This is a genomic window from Rhodobacter sp. P1_C2, from assembly GCF_056406375.1.
Genome location: NZ_JBFUAG010000015.1, coordinates 106,226 through 126,930, shown reverse-complemented (window position 1 = coordinate 126,930; position 20,705 = coordinate 106,226). Strand labels below are relative to the sequence as shown.

General features: G+C 65.6%; 19 protein-coding genes and 1 tRNA gene. 8 read left to right on the top strand and 12 right to left on the bottom strand.

The window, feature by feature from the left end; all coding sequences use genetic code 11:
• Nucleotides 1–23 precede the first annotated feature (23 nt).
• Nucleotides 24–362, bottom strand: a complete 339-nt coding sequence (locus AC1DZT_RS21550) for a P-II family nitrogen regulator (RefSeq protein ID WP_478008707.1) — start codon at nt 360–362, stop codon at nt 24–26.
• Nucleotides 363–543: 181 nt separating this feature from the next.
• Between AC1DZT_RS21550 and AC1DZT_RS21545 the strand changes: the two genes are divergently transcribed.
• Nucleotides 544–2,211: an NAD(P)H-hydrate dehydratase gene (locus AC1DZT_RS21545; protein WP_478008706.1), complete on the top strand. Its 1,668-nt coding sequence runs from the start codon at nt 544–546 to the stop codon at nt 2,209–2,211.
• 133 nt (nt 2,212–2,344) lie between these two features.
• Here AC1DZT_RS21545 and AC1DZT_RS21540 read toward each other — a convergent pair whose 3' ends face one another.
• The gene (locus AC1DZT_RS21540) at nt 2,345–2,830 is read right to left on the bottom strand and encodes a Hint domain-containing protein (RefSeq protein ID WP_478008705.1); all 486 of its coding nucleotides are present in this window, start codon (nt 2,828–2,830) and stop codon (nt 2,345–2,347) included.
• 341 nt (nt 2,831–3,171) lie between these two features.
• Here AC1DZT_RS21540 and AC1DZT_RS21535 point away from each other — a divergent pair.
• Nucleotides 3,172–3,256: transfer RNA gene (locus AC1DZT_RS21535), tRNA-Leu, on the top strand.
• Nucleotides 3,257–3,280: 24 nt separating this feature from the next.
• Nucleotides 3,281–4,615 carry a trigger factor gene (gene tig / locus AC1DZT_RS21530; protein ID WP_478008704.1) on the top strand — a complete coding sequence of 445 codons (1,335 nt, stop codon included), beginning with the start codon at nt 3,281–3,283 and terminating at the stop codon, nt 4,613–4,615.
• 55 nt (nt 4,616–4,670) lie between these two features.
• On the opposite strand, the gene AC1DZT_RS21525 is transcribed toward tig, so the two are convergent.
• From AC1DZT_RS21525 to AC1DZT_RS21495, 7 genes are all read right to left on the bottom strand, one after another.
• The gene (locus tag AC1DZT_RS21525; protein ID WP_478008703.1) at nt 4,671–5,621 is read right to left on the bottom strand and encodes a DMT family transporter; all 951 of its coding nucleotides are present in this window, start codon (nt 5,619–5,621) and stop codon (nt 4,671–4,673) included.
• A gap of 62 nt (nt 5,622–5,683) precedes the next feature.
• Entirely contained in the window at nt 5,684–7,426 is a 1,743-nt protein-coding gene (locus AC1DZT_RS21520) for a calcium-binding protein (RefSeq protein WP_478008702.1), read from the bottom strand.
• Between the two features lie 102 nt (nt 7,427–7,528).
• Nucleotides 7,529–8,920: a calcium-binding protein gene (locus AC1DZT_RS21515; RefSeq protein ID WP_478008701.1), complete on the bottom strand. Its 1,392-nt coding sequence runs from the start codon at nt 8,918–8,920 to the stop codon at nt 7,529–7,531.
• 256 nt (nt 8,921–9,176) lie between these two features.
• Nucleotides 9,177–9,761, bottom strand: a complete 585-nt coding sequence (gene rplI, locus AC1DZT_RS21510) for a 50S ribosomal protein L9 (protein WP_478008700.1) — start codon at nt 9,759–9,761, stop codon at nt 9,177–9,179.
• A 10-nt stretch (nt 9,762–9,771) separates the two neighbouring features.
• Nucleotides 9,772–9,999: a 30S ribosomal protein S18 gene (gene rpsR / locus AC1DZT_RS21505; RefSeq protein ID WP_125327012.1), complete on the bottom strand. Its 228-nt coding sequence runs from the start codon at nt 9,997–9,999 to the stop codon at nt 9,772–9,774.
• 29 nt (nt 10,000–10,028) lie between these two features.
• Entirely contained in the window at nt 10,029–10,529 is a 501-nt protein-coding gene (rpsF, locus tag AC1DZT_RS21500; RefSeq protein WP_478000818.1) for a 30S ribosomal protein S6, read from the bottom strand.
• Between the two features lie 193 nt (nt 10,530–10,722).
• A complete protein-coding gene (locus tag AC1DZT_RS21495; RefSeq protein WP_478008699.1) occupies nt 10,723–11,142 on the bottom strand; it encodes a PACE efflux transporter in 420 nt (139 codons plus the stop codon).
• A 93-nt stretch (nt 11,143–11,235) separates the two neighbouring features.
• On the opposite strand from AC1DZT_RS21495, the gene fabD reads away from it, so the two are divergent.
• The 5 genes from fabD to AC1DZT_RS21470 all read left to right on the top strand — a co-directional run bounded on the left by fabD (nt 11,236) and on the right by AC1DZT_RS21470 (nt 15,170).
• Complete coding sequence (gene fabD / locus AC1DZT_RS21490; protein WP_478008698.1) at nt 11,236–12,165, top strand: ACP S-malonyltransferase; 930 nt, start codon at nt 11,236–11,238, stop codon at nt 12,163–12,165.
• A 76-nt stretch (nt 12,166–12,241) separates the two neighbouring features.
• Nucleotides 12,242–12,979 (top strand): 3-oxoacyl-[acyl-carrier-protein] reductase, encoded by a 738-nt coding sequence (fabG, locus tag AC1DZT_RS21485; RefSeq protein WP_478008697.1) that lies wholly within the window; start codon nt 12,242–12,244, stop codon nt 12,977–12,979.
• Between the two features lie 170 nt (nt 12,980–13,149).
• Entirely contained in the window at nt 13,150–13,383 is a 234-nt protein-coding gene (locus AC1DZT_RS21480) for an acyl carrier protein (protein ID WP_478000823.1), read from the top strand.
• 122 nt (nt 13,384–13,505) lie between these two features.
• The gene (locus AC1DZT_RS21475) at nt 13,506–14,153 is read left to right on the top strand and encodes a class I SAM-dependent methyltransferase (protein WP_478008696.1); all 648 of its coding nucleotides are present in this window, start codon (nt 13,506–13,508) and stop codon (nt 14,151–14,153) included.
• A gap of 75 nt (nt 14,154–14,228) precedes the next feature.
• On the top strand, nt 14,229–15,170 hold the full coding sequence (locus tag AC1DZT_RS21470; RefSeq protein WP_478008695.1) for an arginase family protein: 942 nt from the start codon (nt 14,229–14,231) through the stop codon (nt 15,168–15,170).
• Nucleotides 15,171–15,288: 118 nt separating this feature from the next.
• Here AC1DZT_RS21470 and AC1DZT_RS21465 read toward each other — a convergent pair whose 3' ends face one another.
• The 3 genes from AC1DZT_RS21465 to AC1DZT_RS21455 form a co-directional block, all read right to left on the bottom strand.
• Complete coding sequence (locus AC1DZT_RS21465; protein ID WP_478008694.1) at nt 15,289–18,600, bottom strand: efflux RND transporter permease subunit; 3,312 nt, start codon at nt 18,598–18,600, stop codon at nt 15,289–15,291.
• Nucleotides 18,601–18,610: 10 nt separating this feature from the next.
• Nucleotides 18,611–19,795 carry an efflux RND transporter periplasmic adaptor subunit gene (locus AC1DZT_RS21460; RefSeq protein ID WP_478008693.1) on the bottom strand — a complete coding sequence of 395 codons (1,185 nt, stop codon included), beginning with the start codon at nt 19,793–19,795 and terminating at the stop codon, nt 18,611–18,613.
• A 75-nt stretch (nt 19,796–19,870) separates the two neighbouring features.
• On the bottom strand, nt 19,871–20,563 hold the full coding sequence (locus tag AC1DZT_RS21455) for a TetR/AcrR family transcriptional regulator (RefSeq protein WP_478008692.1): 693 nt from the start codon (nt 20,561–20,563) through the stop codon (nt 19,871–19,873).
• Nucleotides 20,564–20,705: the final 142 nt, after the last annotated feature.

Sequence of the window (20,705 nt, the reverse complement as noted above, 5' to 3'; positions counted from 1 at the left end):
CGGCGCCTCAGCAGCGTTGGGCATCAAATCGCGTCGTCGCCAGATTCGCCAGTGCGAATGCGGATGGCCTGTTCGACGGAAGAGACAAAAATCTTGCCGTCACCGATCTTGTCGGTGCGGGCGGCCGAGATGATCGCCTCGATGGCGGGCTCGACCATGTCGTCGGCGAGGATGACCTCGATCTTCACCTTGGGCAGGAAATCCACCACATATTCCGCGCCGCGATAAAGTTCGGTGTGACCCTTCTGGCGGCCAAAACCCTTCACTTCGGTCACGGAAAGACCCTGGATGCCTGCTTCCTGCAGGGCCTCTTTGACTTCATCCAGCTTGAAGGGCTTGATGATGGCCTCGATCTTCTTCATGCGACTCCCCCGGGGCGTAGTGTAATCGGCGTTTTTCGTCTTTATTCGTCTGACCACTTCCGAGCGGCGGGAACAATTGACTAGGCTGTGACGCCGGGGCAGAGGCGCGGGATTCCGCCCTTGGCGCACAGAAAATACGCAATGCGCGTAAAAAGTAATCCGTTTGAAAAAAGGCAAGCCGATGACCGAACTTCTTACCGCTGCCCAGATGCGCGCCATCGAGGCCGAAGCCATCGCCTCGGGCGCCGTGACCGGGCTGGAGCTGATGGAGCGCGCCGGGGCAGGGGTGGTGGAAGCCGTCTTCGAGGAATGGCCGGAACTGCGGGACGCCCCCTTCCGCGCCGTGGTCCTCTGCGGGCCGGGCAACAACGGCGGCGATGGGTTCGTCGTGGCGCGGCTCTTGAAGGAATGCGGCTGGGAGGTGCACGTTTTTCTCTACGGCGATGCGGCTAAACTGCCGCCCGATGCGCGGAAGAATTATGACCGGTGGACGGCGATGGGGGAGGTTGGGGTCGCCGATCATGACTCTGTCAAACGCCACGCACCTTATGATCTGCGCGTGGATGCCGTCTTCGGCACAGGTCTCACGCGCCCGCCTTCCCCTGAACTTTGTCTGGCCTTCACCGCTGCAAGGACGGTGTGGAAGGATGGCGCAGAATATCTTCAAGCCAAACGCGTGGCGGTGGATGGCCCGTCCTGTCTGGATCTGGACAGCGGCAAATCGCTGTTTCCAAGGAGGATCTTTGAAGGTGACATCTGCCTCGATTTCTACGCCGACCTGACTGTCACGTTCCACCGCATGAAGCTGGGTCATATCCTGATGGGCGAATGGGACTATTGCAGGAAGGTCAATGTGGTCGACATTGGTCTGGAACCGGACAGGGCCGATCCGGATTGCTTTGAAGTGGAAGGTGACGAAGGGGAATGCAGGTCTGGGCGGGTGAGGCTTCTGGAGAGGAACCCTTCGGCGCATCCGGCCATGGCCTGGCCAAGGAGCGAGCTGCTCAAATTGGGCAATCAGCATAAATTCTCCCACGGCCATGCCCTGATCCTCTCCGGTCCGCCGGGTCACACCGGCGCCGCCCGGATGTCGGCCCGCGGGGCGCTGCGGATCGGGGCGGGGCTGGTGACCCTCGCCTGCCCGCCCGAGGCCCTGGCGGAAAACGCGGCGCAGCTGACGGCGGTGATGCTGAAACCCGTGGCGGATGCGGCAGCTCTGGCGGAGATTCTGGCGGACACTAGGATCAACGCCGTCTGCCTCGGCCCGGGGCTGGGCCTCGATGCCCGCGCGGCGGATCTGGTGCGGATGGCGCTCGCAAAGGGGGGCGAGGGTCAGGCGGCCGCGCGCAAACTGGTCCTCGATGCCGATGCGCTGACGCTGATTTCCCGCGATCCCAGCCTCTTCGCTTCCCTCCACCCCGGTTGCATCCTCACCCCGCATGGCGGCGAGTTTGCCCGGCTTTTCCCCGACATCGCCGCCAAACTTGCCGAACCCGCGACCAGCGGCCCGGCCTATTCCAAGGTCGATGCGACGCGCGCGGCTGCCGCCCGAGCCAATTGCGTGGTGCTTTTCAAAGGTCCCGACACGGTGATCGCCTCGCCCGATGGCACCTGCGCCATCAATTCGGCCGCCTATGACCGCGCCGCACCCTGGCTCGCCACGGCGGGATCGGGGGACGTTCTGGCGGGCTTCATCACCGGCCTCCTCGCCCGCGGTTTCGCGCCGCAACAGGCGGCCGAGACCGCCGCCTGGCTCCACGTCGAATGCGCAAGATCCTTCGGCCCCGGCCTCATCGCCGAAGACCTGCCCGAGGAATTGCCAAAGGTCTTCAGGGCGCTCGGCCTCTGACAGCGCGCGCCCTTCATTGGTCCATAAATATCCCACGGGGGTACGCAGCAGTTTGGTGCGTAGCACCGAAGAAACTGCGGAGTGGGGGGGTGTGAAACCCCCCGCTTCTGTCAGGATTGCAGATCGCGCCGGGTCAGGCCTGGACGGCGATACCGTCGCAGGCCAGTTCCAGCCCGCCGGCATAGATGACTTCAGGGGTTTCGAAGAGAAGCGTATAGATGCGCGCCTCGTCCAGGGTCTCGGCCCGGATGTAATCGCCATCGATCAGCCGTTGGGCGGGGACAACCGCCTGGGCCGCGCCGTACAGCGCCTTGGCGCGCCAGTCGCGCAGCAGGATGCCTTGCGCGGCGCAGAGCGTGACGCTGTCCTGCGGCTTGCCGACGCCGAGGGTGTCCGGCGCGATATGGACCATGCGGGCGTGGCGCATCACCGTGACCTCGACCCTGGCGATCCGGCGCGAGCCCTTCCGGGTCAGCACGCGGTCGCCCGGTTCCAGGTAATCGACCGGCAGCGCGCCTTCCAGCGTCATCACCGCGGTGCCGGCGAGCATGCCCAGCACCTCTTGCCCGGCCGCGGTGGCCAAAGCCTGTGCAGCCGCTGCGACTTTTGTCGTTCCCATGGCCGGTTCTCCTGCATTGTCCTGCCTCGTCTTTTTTGATCACGAATATGGCAAGATTCGGTTACGGGCGAGCCATTTCAGGGACAATTGTCCCTATCGGGCCGGTTATTCCGGCTGATCGGGTAAACTGTTGCAAATTCTTCCGATTATTCCGCCCTGCACCGGGCCCGTGCCAAGACCCGCAGGGCCAGCACGCGCGGGCATCGGCCCCCGGCGCAGCCCTGTCACACGCCGTTATATTTTCCCCTCGCATCCCGGCGCGGCCTTTGTTAGAAGGGCGCGGATTTTGCCAGGGACGGCCCGGCCTCTTTCTGAAGGGGGCGGGGCGCATTTGGTTGAATGCGGGTGTGGCGAAACTGGCAGACGCACCAGATTTAGGTTCTGGCGCCGCGAGGCGTGGGGGTTCAAGTCCCTTCACCCGCACCAGACAGGGATGAGAAGGACGAGAGAATGCAGGTCACCGAGACCCTTAAAGACGGCTTGAAGCGCGGCTATACCATCACCGTGACGGCAGCCGAACTCGACGCCAAGGTCAACGAAAAGTTGGTCGAGGCGCAGCCCGACGTGGAAATCAAGGGTTTCCGCAAGGGTAAAGTGCCGATGGCCATTCTGAAGAAGCAATTCGGCCAGCGGATCCTGGGCGATGCGATGCAGGAAGCCATCGATGCCGCGATGAAGGACCACTTCGAGGCTTCGGGCGACCGCCCGGCCTTGCAGCCCGAAGTCAAGATGGTCGGCGGCGAGACCTGGGCCGAGGGCCAGGATGTCGTGGTCGAGATGAGCTATGAAGCCCTGCCGCCGATCCCGGATGTCGATGCCTCCAAGATCACGCTGGACCGTCTGACCGTGAAGGCCGACGAGGCCGCGGTGGATGAGGCGCTGAAGAATCTCGCTTCCTCGGCGCAGACCTTCGAGGACCGCAAGAAAGGCTCCAAGGCGAAGGACGGCGATCAGGTCACGATCGACTTCAAGGGCTCGGTCGATGGCGTGGCCTTCGATGGCGGCGCGGGCGAGGATTATCCGCTGGTTCTGGGCTCCAACTCCTTCATTCCGGGGTTCGAGGCTCAGCTGGTCGGTGCGGCTGCCGGGGACGATGTCTCGGTCAACGTGACCTTCCCGGAAGCCTACGGTGCGGCGCATCTGGCGGGCAAGGCTGCGGTCTTCGAATGCAAGGTGAAGGCCGTCAAGAAGCCGGTTCCGGCCGAGCTGAACGACGAGCTGGCCAAGAAATACGGCGCCGAGGATCTGGCGGCCCTCAAGGGTCAGATCGCCGAGCGTCTGGAGGCCGAATACAAGGGTGCCGCCCGTGCCGTGATGAAGCGCGCGCTGCTGGACCAGCTGGACGCGCTGGTCAAGTTCGACCTGCCGGCCTCGCTGGTCGATGCCGAGGCGGGCCAGATCGCCCACCAGCTCTGGCATGAAGAAAACCCGCATGACCATGGCCACAACCATGACGCCATCGAGACGACCGAAGAGCACAAGGTGCTGGCCGAGCGTCGCGTGCGTCTGGGCCTGCTCTTGGCCGAAGTCGGCCGCAAGGCCGAGGTGAGCGTCACCGACCAGGAAATGACCCAGGCCGTGCTGAACGCCGCCCGTCAATACCCGGGCCAGGAGCGCGCCTATTTCGAGTTCGTCCAGAAGAACCAGCAAGTGCAGCAGCAGCTGCGCGCGCCGATCTTCGAGGACAAGGTGGTCGACCATATCGTGGCCGGTGCCAAGGTGACCGAGAAAGAGATCTCGAAGGACGACCTGCAAAAGCTGGTCGAAGCGCTCGACGAGATGTAAGTCTCGATTTTTCTGCGAAAAATCAGGGGCCGCGTCCGGGGGACGCGGCCCTTTTTCATGCCGAGGCGGCAGGCTCCGCTTCGGCCGGGGCCGAGACGCCCTCGGCGCGCAGGACATAGATCCCGGCGGCGATGATGATGGCGATGCCAAGCCAGCCGAGCCCGTCCGGCAACTGCCCCCAGAAGAGCCAGCCCCAGAGGATGCCCCAGAAGGCGAAGGAAAACTCGAAGGGTGCGACGACCGAGGACATGCCGCTGCGGTAGGCCTGGGTCAGCAGGGTCAGGCCAACGGCGGCGATGCCGCCGCAGGCGCTCATCAGCGCGGCATCGGCGGGCGTGGGCCAGGCCCAGCCACGGGTCAGGAAGGCGAGGCTGGGGTGGATGACCTCGCTATGGGTGCCGCTGCCGAAGACCGCCGAAAGCGCCAGCCCGCAGAGCAGGAAGGCGTTGTTGCCCCAGAAGGCCATCGCCGCCGCGCTGTCCTTCTGCCCCATGGTCCGCGCCATGATCATCGACAGCGCATAGGCGAAGCCGCAGAAGATCGGCAACAGCGCCGCCCAGTCGAAGAGGGCGCCGCCCGGCCGCACCATGATCACCACGCCGACAAAGCCAAGCCCCACCGCCGCCCAGCGTTTGCCCGACACATGCTCGCCCAGCATCAGGACCGAGAGGATCACGATGATCAGCGGTGCGGTGAAGTAAAGCGCCACGGTCGTCGCCATCGGCAGGGCGGCCAGCGCGAGGTAATAGGCGGTATAGGCCAGAAAGTTCAAAACCCCGCGCGCCAGCATCAGGGGCCAGCCCTTGCTGACCAGCGAGGCAAAGCCGCCGTCGAAGACCCGGGTGATCGCCAGCATGAAGGGCACCGCCGTCAGGCTGCGCAGCACCATCGCCTCGGACAGGGGATAGCGGTCCGACAGGAGCTTCAGGATCAGGTCCTGGACCGAGAAGACGGCGATCCCGGCGCAGAGGCAGAGGATGGCGGCGAGGTTGGATCGGTTTTTCATGGCCCGAGATTAGGGTCCGGCCCCAGCCCCGGCTGATCCCTTTCCGACGCGGCGTGTCGGGCTTAGAGGATGAAGAAATCAGCCGTGGTCAGGACCACATGGCCGGTGAAATCGATGATCGCCAGCGGCGCGAAGGCACTGCCCGCGCCGTCCTGATCGAAGCTCAGATGCGTGGTGTCGGTGGCGGCCTCATAGGACTGGACAAATTGCGGCTTCGTCCCCGTGGCCTGATCGGTGGCCAGCATCGCGGATGCAAGGGCGCCAGGCGTCAGGGAGATGAAATAGATCTCATGGAAGACCAGCCGATCCTCCCCGCTTTCAAAATCGCGGATGGTGGAGATCTGCTGATCATTCCAGATCGGTGCGAGGGAGGGGAAGATGAACTGATCCGCCCCGGCGCCGCCGGTCAGGCTGGCCCCGCAATAGCCCAGGGTCAGACTGTCGTCGCCGTCGCCGCCGTCCAGCACGTCAATGTCGAAGTCGATCGTGGAAAGTACGGTGGAGAGCCGGTCATTGCCCGCGCCGCCATAGAGGGAGTCGCTGCCATAGCCGCCCTCAAGGAGATCCGCGCCGGTGCCACCGTCGAGGCTGCTGCTGCCGAGGCTGATCAGATGGTCATTGCCATTGCCGCCCAACAGACGGTCGCCCGATTTGCCCTGCATCAGATCATCGCCGCCGCCGCCCAGAAGCACCGCGCCGCCACCGCCATAAAGCGTGTCCTCCCCGGCGTCGCCCCAAAGCGTCGCGCTCGCGCCGCCGTGCAGGATGTCATTGCCCACGCCGCCATAAAGCGAATCCGACCCGGGGCCGCTGGTCAGGCTGTCATCCCCCACGCCGCCGAACAGACCATCCGCGCCATCGCTGCCCTCCAGCGTGTCATTCCCGGCGCCGCCATAGATCGTGTCATCGCCCGCGCCCCATTTGAAGAGGTCATTGCCGGCGCCGAATTCGACATAGGCATCGTGGGTCGGCGCCTCGATGATGAAATTCTCGAAGCCCTTCAGGACCGATCCGAAGCCGTCATTCGCCTCCCCGGTGACGGGATCGACGGTGAAATGCAGTGCGCCGAGGTCCTTCTTGAGGTCGCGCCAGAACAGACCCAGCGTGTCCACCCCCGCGCCGCCATAGAGGTGATTGACCTGACCCGGCAGATAGCTGACCGTATCATCGCCGGCCCCGGCAAAGACCGCGTTGCGCCCGGCGCCGACATCGATGTTGTCGGCAAAGCGCCCGGTATGGACCACGTCGCGCTCGGCCCCGAAGGCGAGGTCGACGCATTCGAAGCTGGTGAAGCTGGCGGTGTGGCCGGTCACCGGATCGGTGAAAAGCATGTCTGGCGCAAGGTCAAAGCGGATCGGCCCGGTTCCGGATTTCACATAGCCGAAGACCAGCCGGTCGATCCCCGCACCGCCGCGCACCTCGATATCGGAAATACCGCTGAAGTCGGCCATCACCAGGTCATTGCCGGTGCCGCCATAGGCTGCGCGCAGATATGTGCTGCCGTGTTCCGCCAGATAGAGGTAGTCATCGCCGCTGTCGCCATAAAGCGCGACGTCGCTGGTGTTGAAGACGCTGTTGATCAGCAGGTCATTGCCGGCCCCGCCGTACAGCAGGTTCAGGCTGCCGTCGCTGGCCAGCACCGTGTCATTGCCGGCGTGGAGCGTGTCATCGCCCGCGCCGCCATAGAGGAGATCGCTGCCTCCCATGCCGAAGATCCGGTCATTGCCCTCCAGACCATAGATCGTGTCGGCCTCATCGCCGCCGGTGAGGATATTGGCGTTTGCGTCGCCGTTCAAAATGGCCATGACCTGCCCAAACTCGTTACAGAATGCCCGCGCAAGTTGTGAGGTATTTGCGGCAGATTTTAGGCATCCACCGCCGATGGAGGCGCAAAACCGTGCGATCCCTTACAGAATGAAGATATCCGCGGCGGCGATCATCACGTCGCCGGTGAAAAGGGCGAAGAGATGGGTGCCGCCGGCGTCGCTGCCATTGTCGTCCCAGAGGATCGAGGTCGTGTCGCTGTCGGCATCATAAAGCCGGACGAACTGCGCCGCGGTGCCCTGCGCGGCGTCGAGGTGGAAGAGTGCGGGGTCCAGCGGGCCGGCGGAAGGGGCATGGGTCAGATAGGCGCTGGTGAAGCGCAGCTGATCCTCGCCGGAGTGGAAATCGGTCACCGTGGCCGGGCCGCTGTCCTGCTGGGCAAAGATGAAACGGTCGCGCCCGGCGCCGCCGGTGGCGGTGTCCAGACCCTCAGTCATCCGGATCCGGTCATTGCCCGCACCGCCGAAGAGAAGGTCATCGCCGCTGCCGCCGCCAAGGAAATCGGCGCCATCACCGCCGTAAAGGGCGTCATTGCCGCCGCCGCCGAAGAGCTGGTCATTGCCGGCCTCGCCCAGAAGGGAATCCGCGCCGCCCAGGCCGCTCAACCAATCGGCGCCGTCATAGCCCGCCGCCGTATCCGCGCCGAGACCGCCGTAGAAACTGTCGTCGCCGGTGCCGAGCCCCACCACATCGTCCAGCCTGCCGCCAAGTGCGACATAGGTCTCGAACCCGGTGAGCAGCGAGCCCTGACCGTCGTCGATGGTGCCATCGCCGCGGTCATAGATGAAGTAGAGGCTGGAGGTGCCGCCGCTGACCGTCAGCACATCATTGCCCTCGCCGCCATCGAGCGTGGAGGCGCCGCGCGTGGTGTAGCTGACCTGATCGTCGCCGCCCATCGCCATGACGATATTGGCGCCGCTGCCGACCCGCAGATCATCGCTCAGCGCCCCGCCATAGATGTGGTCGTCGCCGGCATTCGACACGGTGATCAGCTGTTCGATGCCGGAATAGGTGACATAGGCAAAGCCGCCGTGGCCATCGAGGCTCTGGCTCGCGAGGTCAACATAAAGCGCGTTGTCGTCGCGGGCCAGAAGGAAGAGCGTGTCATTGCCCTCCTCGCCATAGACCTTGCCGCCACCGCCGCCGAAGATCACGAAAGTATCGTCACCGATGCCGCCATGCGCCGTGCTTTCCCCGGCATAGTTGATGTCGTTGAGCATGAGGTAATCATTGCCCGAGCCGCCGAACATCTGGTCGCTGTCGCCGCCGGCGATCAGCCGGTCATTGCCGCCCTCGCCAAAGAGGAGGTCATTGCCGAAATGCCCCTCCAGGCTGTCATCGCCGCTGCCGCCGTAAAGCGTGTCGATGCCGCCGTAGCCATAGAGCGTGTCATTGCCGCCATAGGCGGTGATCAGGTCATCGCCCTGGGTGCCGTTCAGCACTTCGGGGTCCGGGGTGCCGGGGATCACGGTCATTGCGTCCACTCCATCCTGGGCAGTCCTGACGCGCGCGGATGACTCGTATATGACAACGTAAAACAATGACTTGGGGCGCGAAGTTCGAAGGGTCTCTGCCGGGTTTTCCAAAATATGCCCGGGATGCTAGCAGAGGCGAGGATTCGGTGCAATTCTCCGCCTGGTTGCAGAGCCCGGTTGCAAGCGACGCTCCGGCGCAACGAAAAACCGCGCGAGGTTGCCCTCGCGCGGTTGCCGTCCCGGATGGGAAAGTGTCTTAGCGCTCGTCGCGCGGGTCGAAGTCGTTGGCAGCGCCGATATCGTCGAAGAGCTCGGCGATTTCGAATTCTGCGGCGGCTTCGGCTTCGGCGGCCAGTTCCTGGATCGATTTGCCGGCAGCTTGCAGCTGGGCTTCTTCGACCGAACGGGCGACGTTCAGCTTGACCTTGACCACGACTTCCGGGTGCAGCGTGACGCTGACCGTGTGCATGCCGAGTTCTTTGATCGGACGATCGAGAACGACCTGACCGCGGTTCACGGTGAAGCCGGCAGCGGTGGCGGCGTCGGCGGCGTCACGGGTGGTGACCGAGCCGTAAAGCGCGCCCGCATCCGAAGCGGAGCGGATCACGGTGAAGATCTGGCCGTCGAGCTTTTCGCCCACGGCTTCGGCTTCTTTCTTGGTCTCGAGGTTGTGCACTTCGAGCTGGGCTTTCTTGGCTTCGAACGATTTCACGTTCGCGGCCGAGGCGCGCAGGGCCTTGCCTTGCGGCAGCAGGTAGTTGCGGGCGTAACCGTCCTTGACGGTGACGACTTCACCCATCTGGCCCAGTTTGGCGACGCGTTGCAGGAGGATAAGTTGCATCTCTATCTCCTCACTTCACGGCATAGGGCAGGAGGGCGAGGAAGCGGGCGCGCTTGATGGCCGTGGCCAGTTCGCGTTGCTTCTTGGCCGACACAGCGGTGATCCGCGAGGGGACGATCTTGCCACGCTCGGAGATGTAGCGCTGCAGGAGGCGCGTGTCTTTGTAGTCGATGGCCGGAGCATTGTCGCCCGAGAAGGGGCAGACCTTGCGGCGGCGGAAGAAGGGCTTGTTCGCCATGGTTTGGTGTCCTTGTCCGATGCCTGAGATCAACGACGCGGGGCGGAGGAGCGGTCACCGCCCCGATCGCCACCGAAGCCGCCCGAACGCTCGCGGTCGCCGCCGAAGCTGCTGCCGCCCGACCGTTCACGGTCGCCGCCGAAGGAACGCTCACGACGCTCGCCGCCGCCGAAACCACCCTCGGGGCGGTCGCCGCGCTCGCGCTCGTCACGCTTCTGCATCTGGACCGAGGGGCCCTCGACATGGGCGTCGACCTTGATGGTCAGGACGCGCATCACGTCGTCATGCAGGCGCATCAGGCGTTCCATTTCCAGAATCGCTGCCGGAGGGGCATCCGATTTCAGGAAGGCATAGTGGCCCTTGCGGTTCTTGTTGATCTTGTAGGCCATCGTCTTGACGCCCCAGTATTCGCGTTCGGTGATCGAACCACCGTTATCCGCGACGACCGTGGCGAAGTGCTCGATCAGCCCTTCGGCCTGCGCGGAGGACAAGTCCTGGCGCGAGATGAAGACATGCTCGTAAAGCGGCATGTAAGCTCCGATTTTCAGGGCGCATTTCATAGGACGGGCAAACACTTTCCGCGGCCCGTCCACGAGAGGCTGCGCCGGTTCATGGGATTGCGGAAAGATCGGCGGCCCCGGCTGGGGGGCTTCGCGCCCCCCAGACCCCCCGCGGGATATTTATGGACCGATGAAATGGGGCGGGGAGAGGGACGGCAGCGGGTTACTTGGCAGAATTGGGCAGGCCGAAGACCCGGTCGAAGGCGAGGGTGAAGGCCCAGGCATAGATCAGGAAGACGCCGATCAGGACGGCCTCGTAGCTGAGCGCCTGCCAGATCGTCGCCTCGAGCCACCAGGCGGTGGCGGGCAAAAGGATCAGGAGGAGGCCGCCTTCGAAGAGGCAGGCATGGGCGATCCGGCGCAGGGGCGGGCGGCCGCGGCGGGGCTGGCGCGCCTCCCAGGCCTCGAAACCGGTGTTGAAGACCAGCGACCAGAGCATGGCGATCGCGGCGCCGAAGGCCGAGAGCGACAGCGATTTCGCCCCGCCCGCATCCGACATCAGCGTCAGGGCGAGGCCGCCGAGGAGGATGCCTCCGACCTCGAAGCTGATGGCATAGACGATCTTTCGGACGGCGGGGCGCATGGAAGTCTCCGTTTGGCGGCAGAATGCACGGGCGGGCGTTGCGCGCAAGGGGCGGCATGGGGTAAGCCTGCGGCCAGCAAAACGGAGGGCCAGATGAGCCGCGCATATGTGTTTCCCGGGCAGGGTGCCCAGACCATCGGAATGGGCAAGGCGCTTGCCGAGGCCTATCCGGCCGCCAGGGCGGTCTTCGACGAGGTCGATGCGGCGCTGGGGGAAAAACTCTCGACCCTGATCTGGGAGGGCGACGCTGCCACCCTGACCCTGACCGCCAATGCCCAGCCGGCGCTGATGGCGACCTCGATCGCCGCCTTGCGCGCCCTGGAGGCCGAGGGCCTGGGGATCGGCCATGCCGCCTTTGTTGCGGGGCACAGCCTTGGGGAATATTCGGCGCTGTGTGCGGCGGGCGCCCTGACCCTGTCGGATACCGCGCGCCTGCTCCGCATCCGCGGCCGCGCCATGCAGGAGGCGGTGCCGGTGGGCGTGGGGGCGATGGCAGCGCTTCTCGGCCTCGACTTCGCCACCGCCATCGAGGTCGCCGCCGAGGCCGCCCAGGGCGAGGTCTGCCAGGCCGCCAATGACAATGATCCGGCACAGGTCGTCGTCTCGGGCCACAAGGCCGCGGTCGAGCGCGCGCTGGAGATTGCCAAGGCGCGGGGCGCCAAGCGGGCGATCCTGCTGCCGGTCTCTGCCCCCTTCCACTGCGCTTTGATGCAGCCCGCCGCCGATGTGATGGCCGAGGCTTTGGCCGGGGTGACGATCGAGGCCCCGGTGGTGCCCCTGGTCGCCAATGTGCGGGCCGAGGCGGTCAGCGACCCCGATCTGATCCGCAAGCTGCTGGTCGAACAGGTCACAGGCTCGGTCCGCTGGCGGGAATCGGTGATCTGGATGGAAGCGGCGGGTGTGACCGAGTTCTGGGAGATCGGCGCCGGCAAGGCGCTATCGGGGATGATCAAGCGGATCGCCTCGGCGGCCACGGCGCGGGCTGTGGGCACCCCTGAGGATGTCGCAGCGGCCAAGGGTTGAGCGGAATTTTTCGCAGAAAAATTGGGGCTCGATTTTTCTGCGAAAAATCAGGGCCTCGCGATCAAGGAGTTAAGACATGTTTGATCTGACGGGAAAGACGGCGCTGGTCACCGGCGCTTCGGGGGGCATCGGGGCCGATATCGCCCGGGTTCTGAATGGCGCGGGGGCCACGGTGGCCCTGTCTGGCACCCGCCTCGAGCCTTTGGAGGCGCTGGCGGCAGAGCTCGGGTCGCGCGCCTATGTGCTGCCTTGCAACCTCGGCGATGCTGCGGCGGTCGAGGCCTTGCCCAAGGCCGCGGCGGCGGCGATGGGATCGGTCGACATCCTGGTCAACAATGCCGGGGTGACCAAGGACAATCTCTTCATGCGGATGTCGGATGAGGAATGGCAGACCGTGCTCGACATCAACCTCACTTCGACCTTCCGGCTTTGCCGCGGCGTCTTGCGCGGCATGATGAAGGCGCGCTGGGGGCGGATCATCAACATCTCCTCGGTCGTCGGCGCCACGGGCAATCCGGGGCAGGGCAATTATGCCGCCTCCAAGGCCGGGATGGTCGGCATGTCGAAGAGCCTTGCCGCCGAAGTGGCCAGCCGCAACATCACGGTCAACTGCGTCGCGCCGGGCTTCATCGCCACCGCGATGACCGACAAGCTGAACGATGAGCAGAAAGCACGCATTCTGACCGCGATTCCCGCCGGCCGGATGGGAGCATCTTCCGAAATCGCCGCGGCCGTGCTTTACTTGGCCTCGCCCGAGGCTGGCTATGTCACGGGGGCCACGCTGCACGTCAATGGCGGCATGGCGATGGTCTGAACCGGAAGCGGTTTGGAATTGGTTTGCCTTGTGTCGCGACCCTTGCTATAGGCGCGGCAGGATTTACCGGGTAGAAATGCCCGGTGCCCCGATCCGGGGAGCCCGATCCGGGTGAAACGCCTTTCGGGGCATTAACGAACGGGGGAAACCCCAACGACAGAGGAAAAGATATGAGCGACATCGCTGATCGCGTTAAGAAGATCGTCGTCGAGCATCTGGGTGTGGAAGCCGACAAGGTCACCGAGAACGCCTCGTTCATCGACGATCTGGGGGCAGACAGCCTCGACACCGTCGAGCTGGTCATGGCTTTCGAAGAAGAATTCGGGATCGAGATCCCCGATGACGCTGCCGAAACCATCCAGACCTTTGGCGACGCGGTGGGCTTCATCACCAAGGCATCCTGATCCGTCAGTATCCTGATCAGTCAAACGACTGTGACGGGAAAGGCACCCTCCGGGGTGCCTTTTGCTTTTGCGGCGGGCGCTTCTGCGGGCTAGTCTGGGCTTGAGGGCAAGAGGAGAGCCGCATGGACGCCGATTTCTGGCTGAAGGTCTGGGACAGCGCCCAGATCCGCTTTCACGAGGGCAGGCCCAATGACGCGATGGTGCGCCATTTTGCCGCCATGGCCCTGCCGCCCGGTGCGCGGGTCTTTTTGCCCTTCTGCGGCAAGACCCGCGACATCGCCTGGTTCCTCTCGCAAGGCTACCGCGTGGCCGGGGCAGAGCTCAGCGAACTGGCGGTGGGTCAGCTTTTCGAGGAGCTGGGGCTGGTGCCCGAGATCACCGATCTCGGCGCCCTGCGCCGGTATGGCGCAAGGGCCGGGGAAATGACGGTCGACATCTTCGCCGGCGACATGTTCGCCCTGACCGCAGGCGATCTCGGCCCGGTCGATGCGATCTATGACCGCGCGGCGCTGGTGGCCCTGCCGCCGCAGATGCGCGCGGGCTATGCGGCGCAGCTGGTCGCCCTCAGCGGGCGTGCGCCGCAGTTCCTCAACTGTTTCGAATATGACCAGAGCCTGCGGTCTGGCCCGCCGTTTTCGATCGATGCGGCGGAGGTCGCGCGGCTTTACGCCGGGACCTATGACCTGACCCTGCTGGAGCGTTTTTCCCTGCCCGAGGGCCTCGGCGGCCAAACGGCGCAGGATGCGATCTGGATTCTCCGCCCGCTGTGAGACCGGTTCGGGACGCTTTCCCGTTGCCTTGCCGCCCGACAGCGGCAATCCTGCCGCAAAGAGCAGGAGAGTTTCATGGCCAGTCTGAGTGAAATGTTCGGGGCCGGCACGGCCAGCACCTTCTTTGGCCTGCCCGAATGCCGGGATCTGGCGGAGGTGGCGGCGGATATCGTGCTGATCGGGGCCTCGGGCTGCACGCCCTATGAGTCCTCGGGGTTTTATTGTGCGACCGGGCCGCAGGCGATCCGGGCGGCGGGGGTGGCCTATGGCGCGGCGCTGGGGCACATGAACTTCGACCTCGGCGGGCCGGTGCTGCCGGAAGGTGTCGTGGCAGTGGATGCGGGCGATCTGGCGCAGGACCCGGCGGATGCCGCGGGCAACCGGGCGCGGGTCGAAGAGGCCATCGGCCAGATCCTCGCTGCGGGCGCCGTGCCGATCCTGATCGGCGGCGACGACAGCCTGCCGATCCCGATGCTCAAGGCCTTTGGCACCGGGGACCGCCGCTATACGATCCTGCAGATCGACGCCCATATCGACTGGCGCGACGAGGTGCAGGGGGAAAGGCTCGGCCTCTCCTCGACGATGCGGCGGGCCTCGGAGATGGGGCATATCGCCCGGATCATCCAGGTCGGTCAGCGCGGCATCGGCTCGGCCCGGGTCGGCGATGTGCAGGATGCGATCGCCTGGGGGGTGCATTTCGTGCCGGGGGGCGAGGTGGCGCGGGATGGTGTCTGGCGGGCGGTGGATCTGGTGGAGGAAGGGGCGGAGGTGATCATCTGCCTCGACGTCGATGCCCTGGACCCCAGCCTGATGCCCGCCGCCATCGGCCGCACGGCGGGCGGGCTGAGCTATTGGCAGGTGATGGAGCTGGTCGGCGGCGTGGCTGAAAAGGCCAGGATCGCCGGCTTCGACATGGTGGAACTGATGCCCGAGCGGGACATCGACGGCCAGGGCGCCCTCCTTGCGGCGCAGCTGCTCGCCTCGGTCATGGGCGTGATCGCGCGGCAGAGGGGCTGAACGGCGGCACCGCTGTCCTGGCACCGCCGGGTTCCGGAAGATGGGCAGATTGCCCATCCTACAGATGACCGGCGGGTTTGTAGGATGGGCAATATGCCCATCTTGGCCGAGGCCTATGCTATTCTGCCGCGAGGCCGGGGCGGCTTTGGTGCGGCGGCGGGGTCAGGTCGGCGACCTTCTCGCGCAGGTCGGCTTGTTCGGCGGCCAGAAGGGCTATCCGTTCGGCCAGGACCTCGGCCGAGGTCTCCTCCTCCGCCTCTGCCTCCTTCTGGCCGACGAGGCGGCCGAAGACCTTGCCGAGGACCCAGCTCAGATCGTCCATGATCAGGTAGAAGGAGGGCACAATCACCAGGCTGAGGATGGTGGAGACGATGATGCCGCCGATCACCGCCGTGGCCATCGGCGCGCGGAAGGCGCCGCCTTCGCCGACGCCCAGCGCCGAGGGCAGCATCCCCGCCGACATGGCGATCGAGGTCATCACGATGGGCCGGGCCCGCTTGTGACCGGCCTCGACCACCGCCTTGGCGCGTTCCAGCCCGCGGGCCCGCATCTCGATGGCGAAGTCGATCAGCAGGATCGCGTTCTTGGCGACGATCCCCATCAGCATGAGGAAGCCGATCAGCACCGGCATCGACAGCGCCGATCCGGTCAGGAGAAGCGCCGTCGCCACGCCGCCAATCGCCAAGGGCAGCGAGAAGAGGATGGTGAAGGGCTGGATCGCCGAACGGAACAGAAGGATCAGCACCGAGAGCATCAGCATCAGACCCATCAGCATGGATTTGATGAAGGAGCCGAAGAGCTCGGCCTGGATCTCGGCATCGCCCCCGGCCTGCAGGCGGGCAGTGCCGGGCAGGGTGATTGTGGCCGCCGCATCGTTGAAGGCCTTGGTCGCGGTATCGAGCACCACGCCGATCGGCAGGTCGGCGCCGATCTCGGCCAGCTTGGCACGGTTCAGGCGCTTGATCGTCGCCGGACCCTCGCCCAGCCGGATATCGGCCACGGCCGAAAGCGGCACCATGGCCCCGGTGTTGGTCGAAACCTTCAGGTTGGCGATGCGCAGCAGGTTCTCGCGGCTGGTGTCGTTCAGCCGCACGCGCATCGGGATCAGCCGGTTGTCGAGCGAGATCTTGGCCAGCGCCGTGTCATAATCGCCGATCGTGGCAACCCGCACCGCCGCGGCGATTTGCTGGGCGGTCACCCCCAGACGGGCGGCCTCGTCGGCGCGCGGGGTGATCTGCAGCTCGGGCCTCGGCAGGGCGCCCTCGACCGAGACATTGGCGAGGTTGGGATTGCCCCGGGTCGCCGCCAGCAGCATCTTGACCGCGCCGTCCAGATCGGCCTCGTTGTCGGCCAGGACCGAGAAGGTCAGCTCACGCGCGCCCCGGTCGTCCAGCTTCAGGGCGCGGATGTCGGGGATCGTGGCGAGACGCTTGAAGATCTCGACCTCGATCTGGTTCTGCGGCACCGGGCGTCCGGTGTCCTTGACCGCAGGCACCAGCCCGCCGATCACCGGGATGCGGCGGCCGAGCTGGCTCAGCTTCAGAAGCAGGCTCTGGTCCAGCTTCTGCAGCGTCACCGTCACCGTGGCGCGGCGCACGTCCAGATCGCCCTTGGGCGAGGAGCCGCCGAGGATCACCACCTTGTCGATATAGGGAATGTCCTTGATCGCCTCGTAGATCGCATGGGTCGAGCGGTCGGTCTCGGCCAGGGTGGAGCCGGGCGGCAGTTCGACCGAGATGGTGACGCGGCTGGCATCCTCGGGCGGGATGAAGGAGCCGGGGACCTTGGTCATCAGGAAGACCGAAAAGATCACCGCGATGATCGCCACGACCAGCGTCAGGTAATAGCGCCCGATCGGCAGGCGCCCGATATGCCAGGTGCCGGTGGTGGCGGTGACGAAGCGGATATAGCCGCGCATGATCCAGCCGTCGCGGTTGCCATGTTCGGTGCCGGCATCGGCGGTGGTCATGAAATAGGCCGCCATCATCGGTGTGATCAATCGGGCGACCAGAAGCGAGAAGGCCACGGCGACGGCTACCGTGATGCCGAACTGGCGGAAATACTGGCCGGGGATGCCGGGCATGAAGGAGACCGGCACGAAGACCGCGATGATGGTCGAGGTGGTGGCGATGACGGCGAGGCCGATCTCGTCCGCGGCCTCGATGGCGGCGCGGAACGGGGTCTTGCCCATGCGGATATGGCGGGCGATGTTCTCGATTTCCACGATGGCGTCATCGACCAGGATGCCGGTCGCCAGCGTCAGCGACAGGAAGCTGACGAGGTTGAGCGAAAATCCCAGCAGGTCCATGACCCAGAAGGTCGGGACCGCCGAAAGTGGCAGGGCGATGGCCGAGATCAGCGTGGCGCGCCAGTTGCGCAGGAAGACCATGACCACGATGACGGCGAGCAGCGCGCCTTCCAGAAGCGTGTGCAGCGCCGCCTCGTAATTGCCCTCGGTATAGAAGACCGAGTCGTCGATCATCTTGATCGTGGCCTCGGGATGGTCTTTGCGGATCTTGTCGAGCTCGGCATTGACGGTATTGGCGACCGAGACCTCGGAGGCGCCCTTGGCGCGGAAGACGGCGAAGGCCACGACCTGATCGTCACCGACGCGCGAGAAGCTGCGGAGCTCCTCGCTGGTGTCGGTCACCGTGCCGAGGTCGGAGAGCACGACATGACGCCCCGAAGGCAGGGCAATCGGCGTGGCGGCGAGCCTGTCCACGCTGGCGGCGTCGCCCATGGTGCGGATCGCCTGTTCACCGGCGCCCAGATCGGCGCGGCCGCCGCCCTGGTTGGTGTTGGTGATCTTCAGCTGCTGGCTGACCGCCTGCGCGGTGACGCCGAAACTGCCAAGCTTCACCGGGTCCAGCGTGATCCGGATCTCGCGGTCGGCGCCGCCGAAGCGGTCGACCTTGCCGACGCCGGGCTTGCCCTGCAGGTTGCGCTTGACCACGTCATCGACGAAGAAGGACAGCTCTTCGAAGGTCATGTTGGGCGAAGAGACCGCGAAGGTCATGATCGCCTGACCCTCGACATCGATCTTGGTCACGGTCGGCGTCTCGACATCCGGCGGCAGGTCGGCCTTGATCCGGTCCACCGCGTCCTTGACATCCTGCAGGGCCTTGTCGGTCGGCACTTCCATGCGGAACTCGACCCCGGTGACGGAACTGCCGTCGAGGATGGTCGAGGTCACGTTCTTGACCCCGGTGATGCCGGCCACGGCATCTTCGATCACCTTGGTGACCTGGGTCTCCAATTCGGCGGGCGCCGCGCCCGGCTGGCTGGCCGAGATGGCGACCAAGGGCACGTCGATGTTGGGAAAGCGGGTGATCGGCAGGGCGTTGAAGCTTTGATAGCCCAGGAACATGAGCATCACAAAGGCGAGGATCGGCGCCACGGGGTTTCGGATCGACCATGCGGAGAAGTTCATCGGGGCGCCCTCAATTCGTGTCGGAGCTGGTCGAAGACGCGGCGGGCGCGGCAATCGGGTTGATCTTGTCGCCATCCGAGACGAAGGCCCCGGCCCGGGCCACGATCTGATCGCCGGCGGCAAGGCCGCTCAGGATCTCGACCCAGCCGGCCTGGCGGATGCCGGTGGTGACCTCGCGCAGATGCACGACGCCGTCGCTGACCAGCATGACATGCGAGGTCGCCCCCTCGGCATTGACCGAGGTCACCGGCACCACCAGCGCGTCATGGCCGGTGATCAGGATATCGGCCTCGGCATACATGCCGGCGCGGACCCGGTCCGGCGCATCGAGCGTCAGGCGGGCGCGGCCAAGGCGGGTGGTCACGTCGATCGTCGGCTCGACCAGGGTGATGGTGCCGGTCAGCGGGGCTTCGCCGCTGGCGAGGCTGACCGTCGCGGTCTGGCCGGGCTTGACGCGGGGCAGGTCGGCCTCGGCGAGGTCGATGCGCAGTTCGAGCGCGCCGTCGCGCATGATCTCGAACAGGGGTTGGCCTGCGGCGGTGGCCATGGCCCCGACCTGGGCATTGCGCGCCGTGATCACGCCCGAGACCGGCGCCACCACCTTGGCCCGGCTGATCTGCAGGGCCACCGTGTCGAGCTGCGCCTGGACCGAGGCGACCTGCGCCTTGGCCGAGGTCAGCGTCGCCTGGGCCGTGTCATTGCTGGCATTGGAGGCCGTGCCCTGCGCCAAAAGCGTGGCCGTCCGGTCGGCGGTGCGCTGCGCCTCGGCAAGGCTGGCCTTGGCCGAGGCCAGCGTGGCCTGCAGCTGGCTTTGCTGCAGGGTCAGGGTGGCGGTCGAAAGCGTGGCCAGAACCTGACCCTCCTTCACCCTATCGCCGACATCGGCCAGAAGGGCCTCGATCGGCTGACCCTCGATCAGCGGCGGCACCATGACCATCTGCACCGCCGTGATCAGGCCCGAGCCGAGGACGTGATCCTCGATCCGCCGCGCGGCCACCGTCGTGACGCTGATCGCGGGCAGGACGATGTCGGTGTTTTTCTCCGTCCCGGCCTCCGTTCCCGCCGCCGCTTCGGCCGGGGCGGGCGCCGCCGCCTTATCCTCCGCCCACAGGGCGCCGGGTGCCGTGGCCGAAAGGGCTGCGGCAAGGATCAGGGCACGGCACGGGGCGGTCAGGCGAAAGGAAGAGGGGCGCATCTGGTGTCTTTCGGAAAAGGCGTTTGGGCAGGACGGGGGAGGGCGTAGAACGGTAAAGGCGCAGGAAAAGGCGGTCTATTCGGCGGCAAGCGGGGCGGGTGCGGGTGTTTCGGCAGAAGCGGGCCCTGCGGCCAGGATGTCGTCGATGGCCTGGTGGACGGTGCGCAGCAACATCGCGCGCACCTGCGCCTGATCCATCGGCGAGGCGCAGGACAGGCAGGACCCCGCCTTGATCAGCACGAAGATATAGGCGGCCCCGGCAGAGAACCGCCGCTCGGCCTCGACAGCGTCAAGGCCGGTGGCGGCGCCGAAGACCGTGGTCAGGTTGGTGATGATATGGCGTTCCAGCTGGTGCCCGGCCTCGGCAATCTCGGGCGAGCGGCGCGAGGCGGCCTCGATCTCGGCCCAAAGCTCGGTGTCCTTGTCGCAGTTTTTGTTGGTGATCCTTTCGGAGATCCCGGCACGCAGCGCCGCCAAGGGGTCGGGGCTGGCCAGAACCTCGGCAAAGCTGTGCTCGATATCCTTGGCGTCGCGCAGGATCATCGCCTGGATGATCGCGACCTTGGAGGGGAAATAGCGGTAGAAATTCCCGACACTCATCCCCGCCGCCCGCGCCAGATCCTGCATCGAGGCGCCGTCGAAGCCCTTGTCGACGAAGGCCTGCCGGACCGCGGCAAGAATCTCGCCCGAGCGGATGTCGGCATGGCTGGACGGGGCAGGAGGTGCGGCAAGCTGCATCAGGAAATTCCGGCGAGAATGAACGTTCATTCACACACATAGCGCGGGCGCAGAATTGGTCAAGTCCCGAAATCGCAATGTAACGACTTTTTACATTGAGGCAAGCCCAAGGTTTTCTGCCTGCGCGCGATGGCCGAGGCAGACACCATCGCGGCCAGGGCAGTTGCAGGTG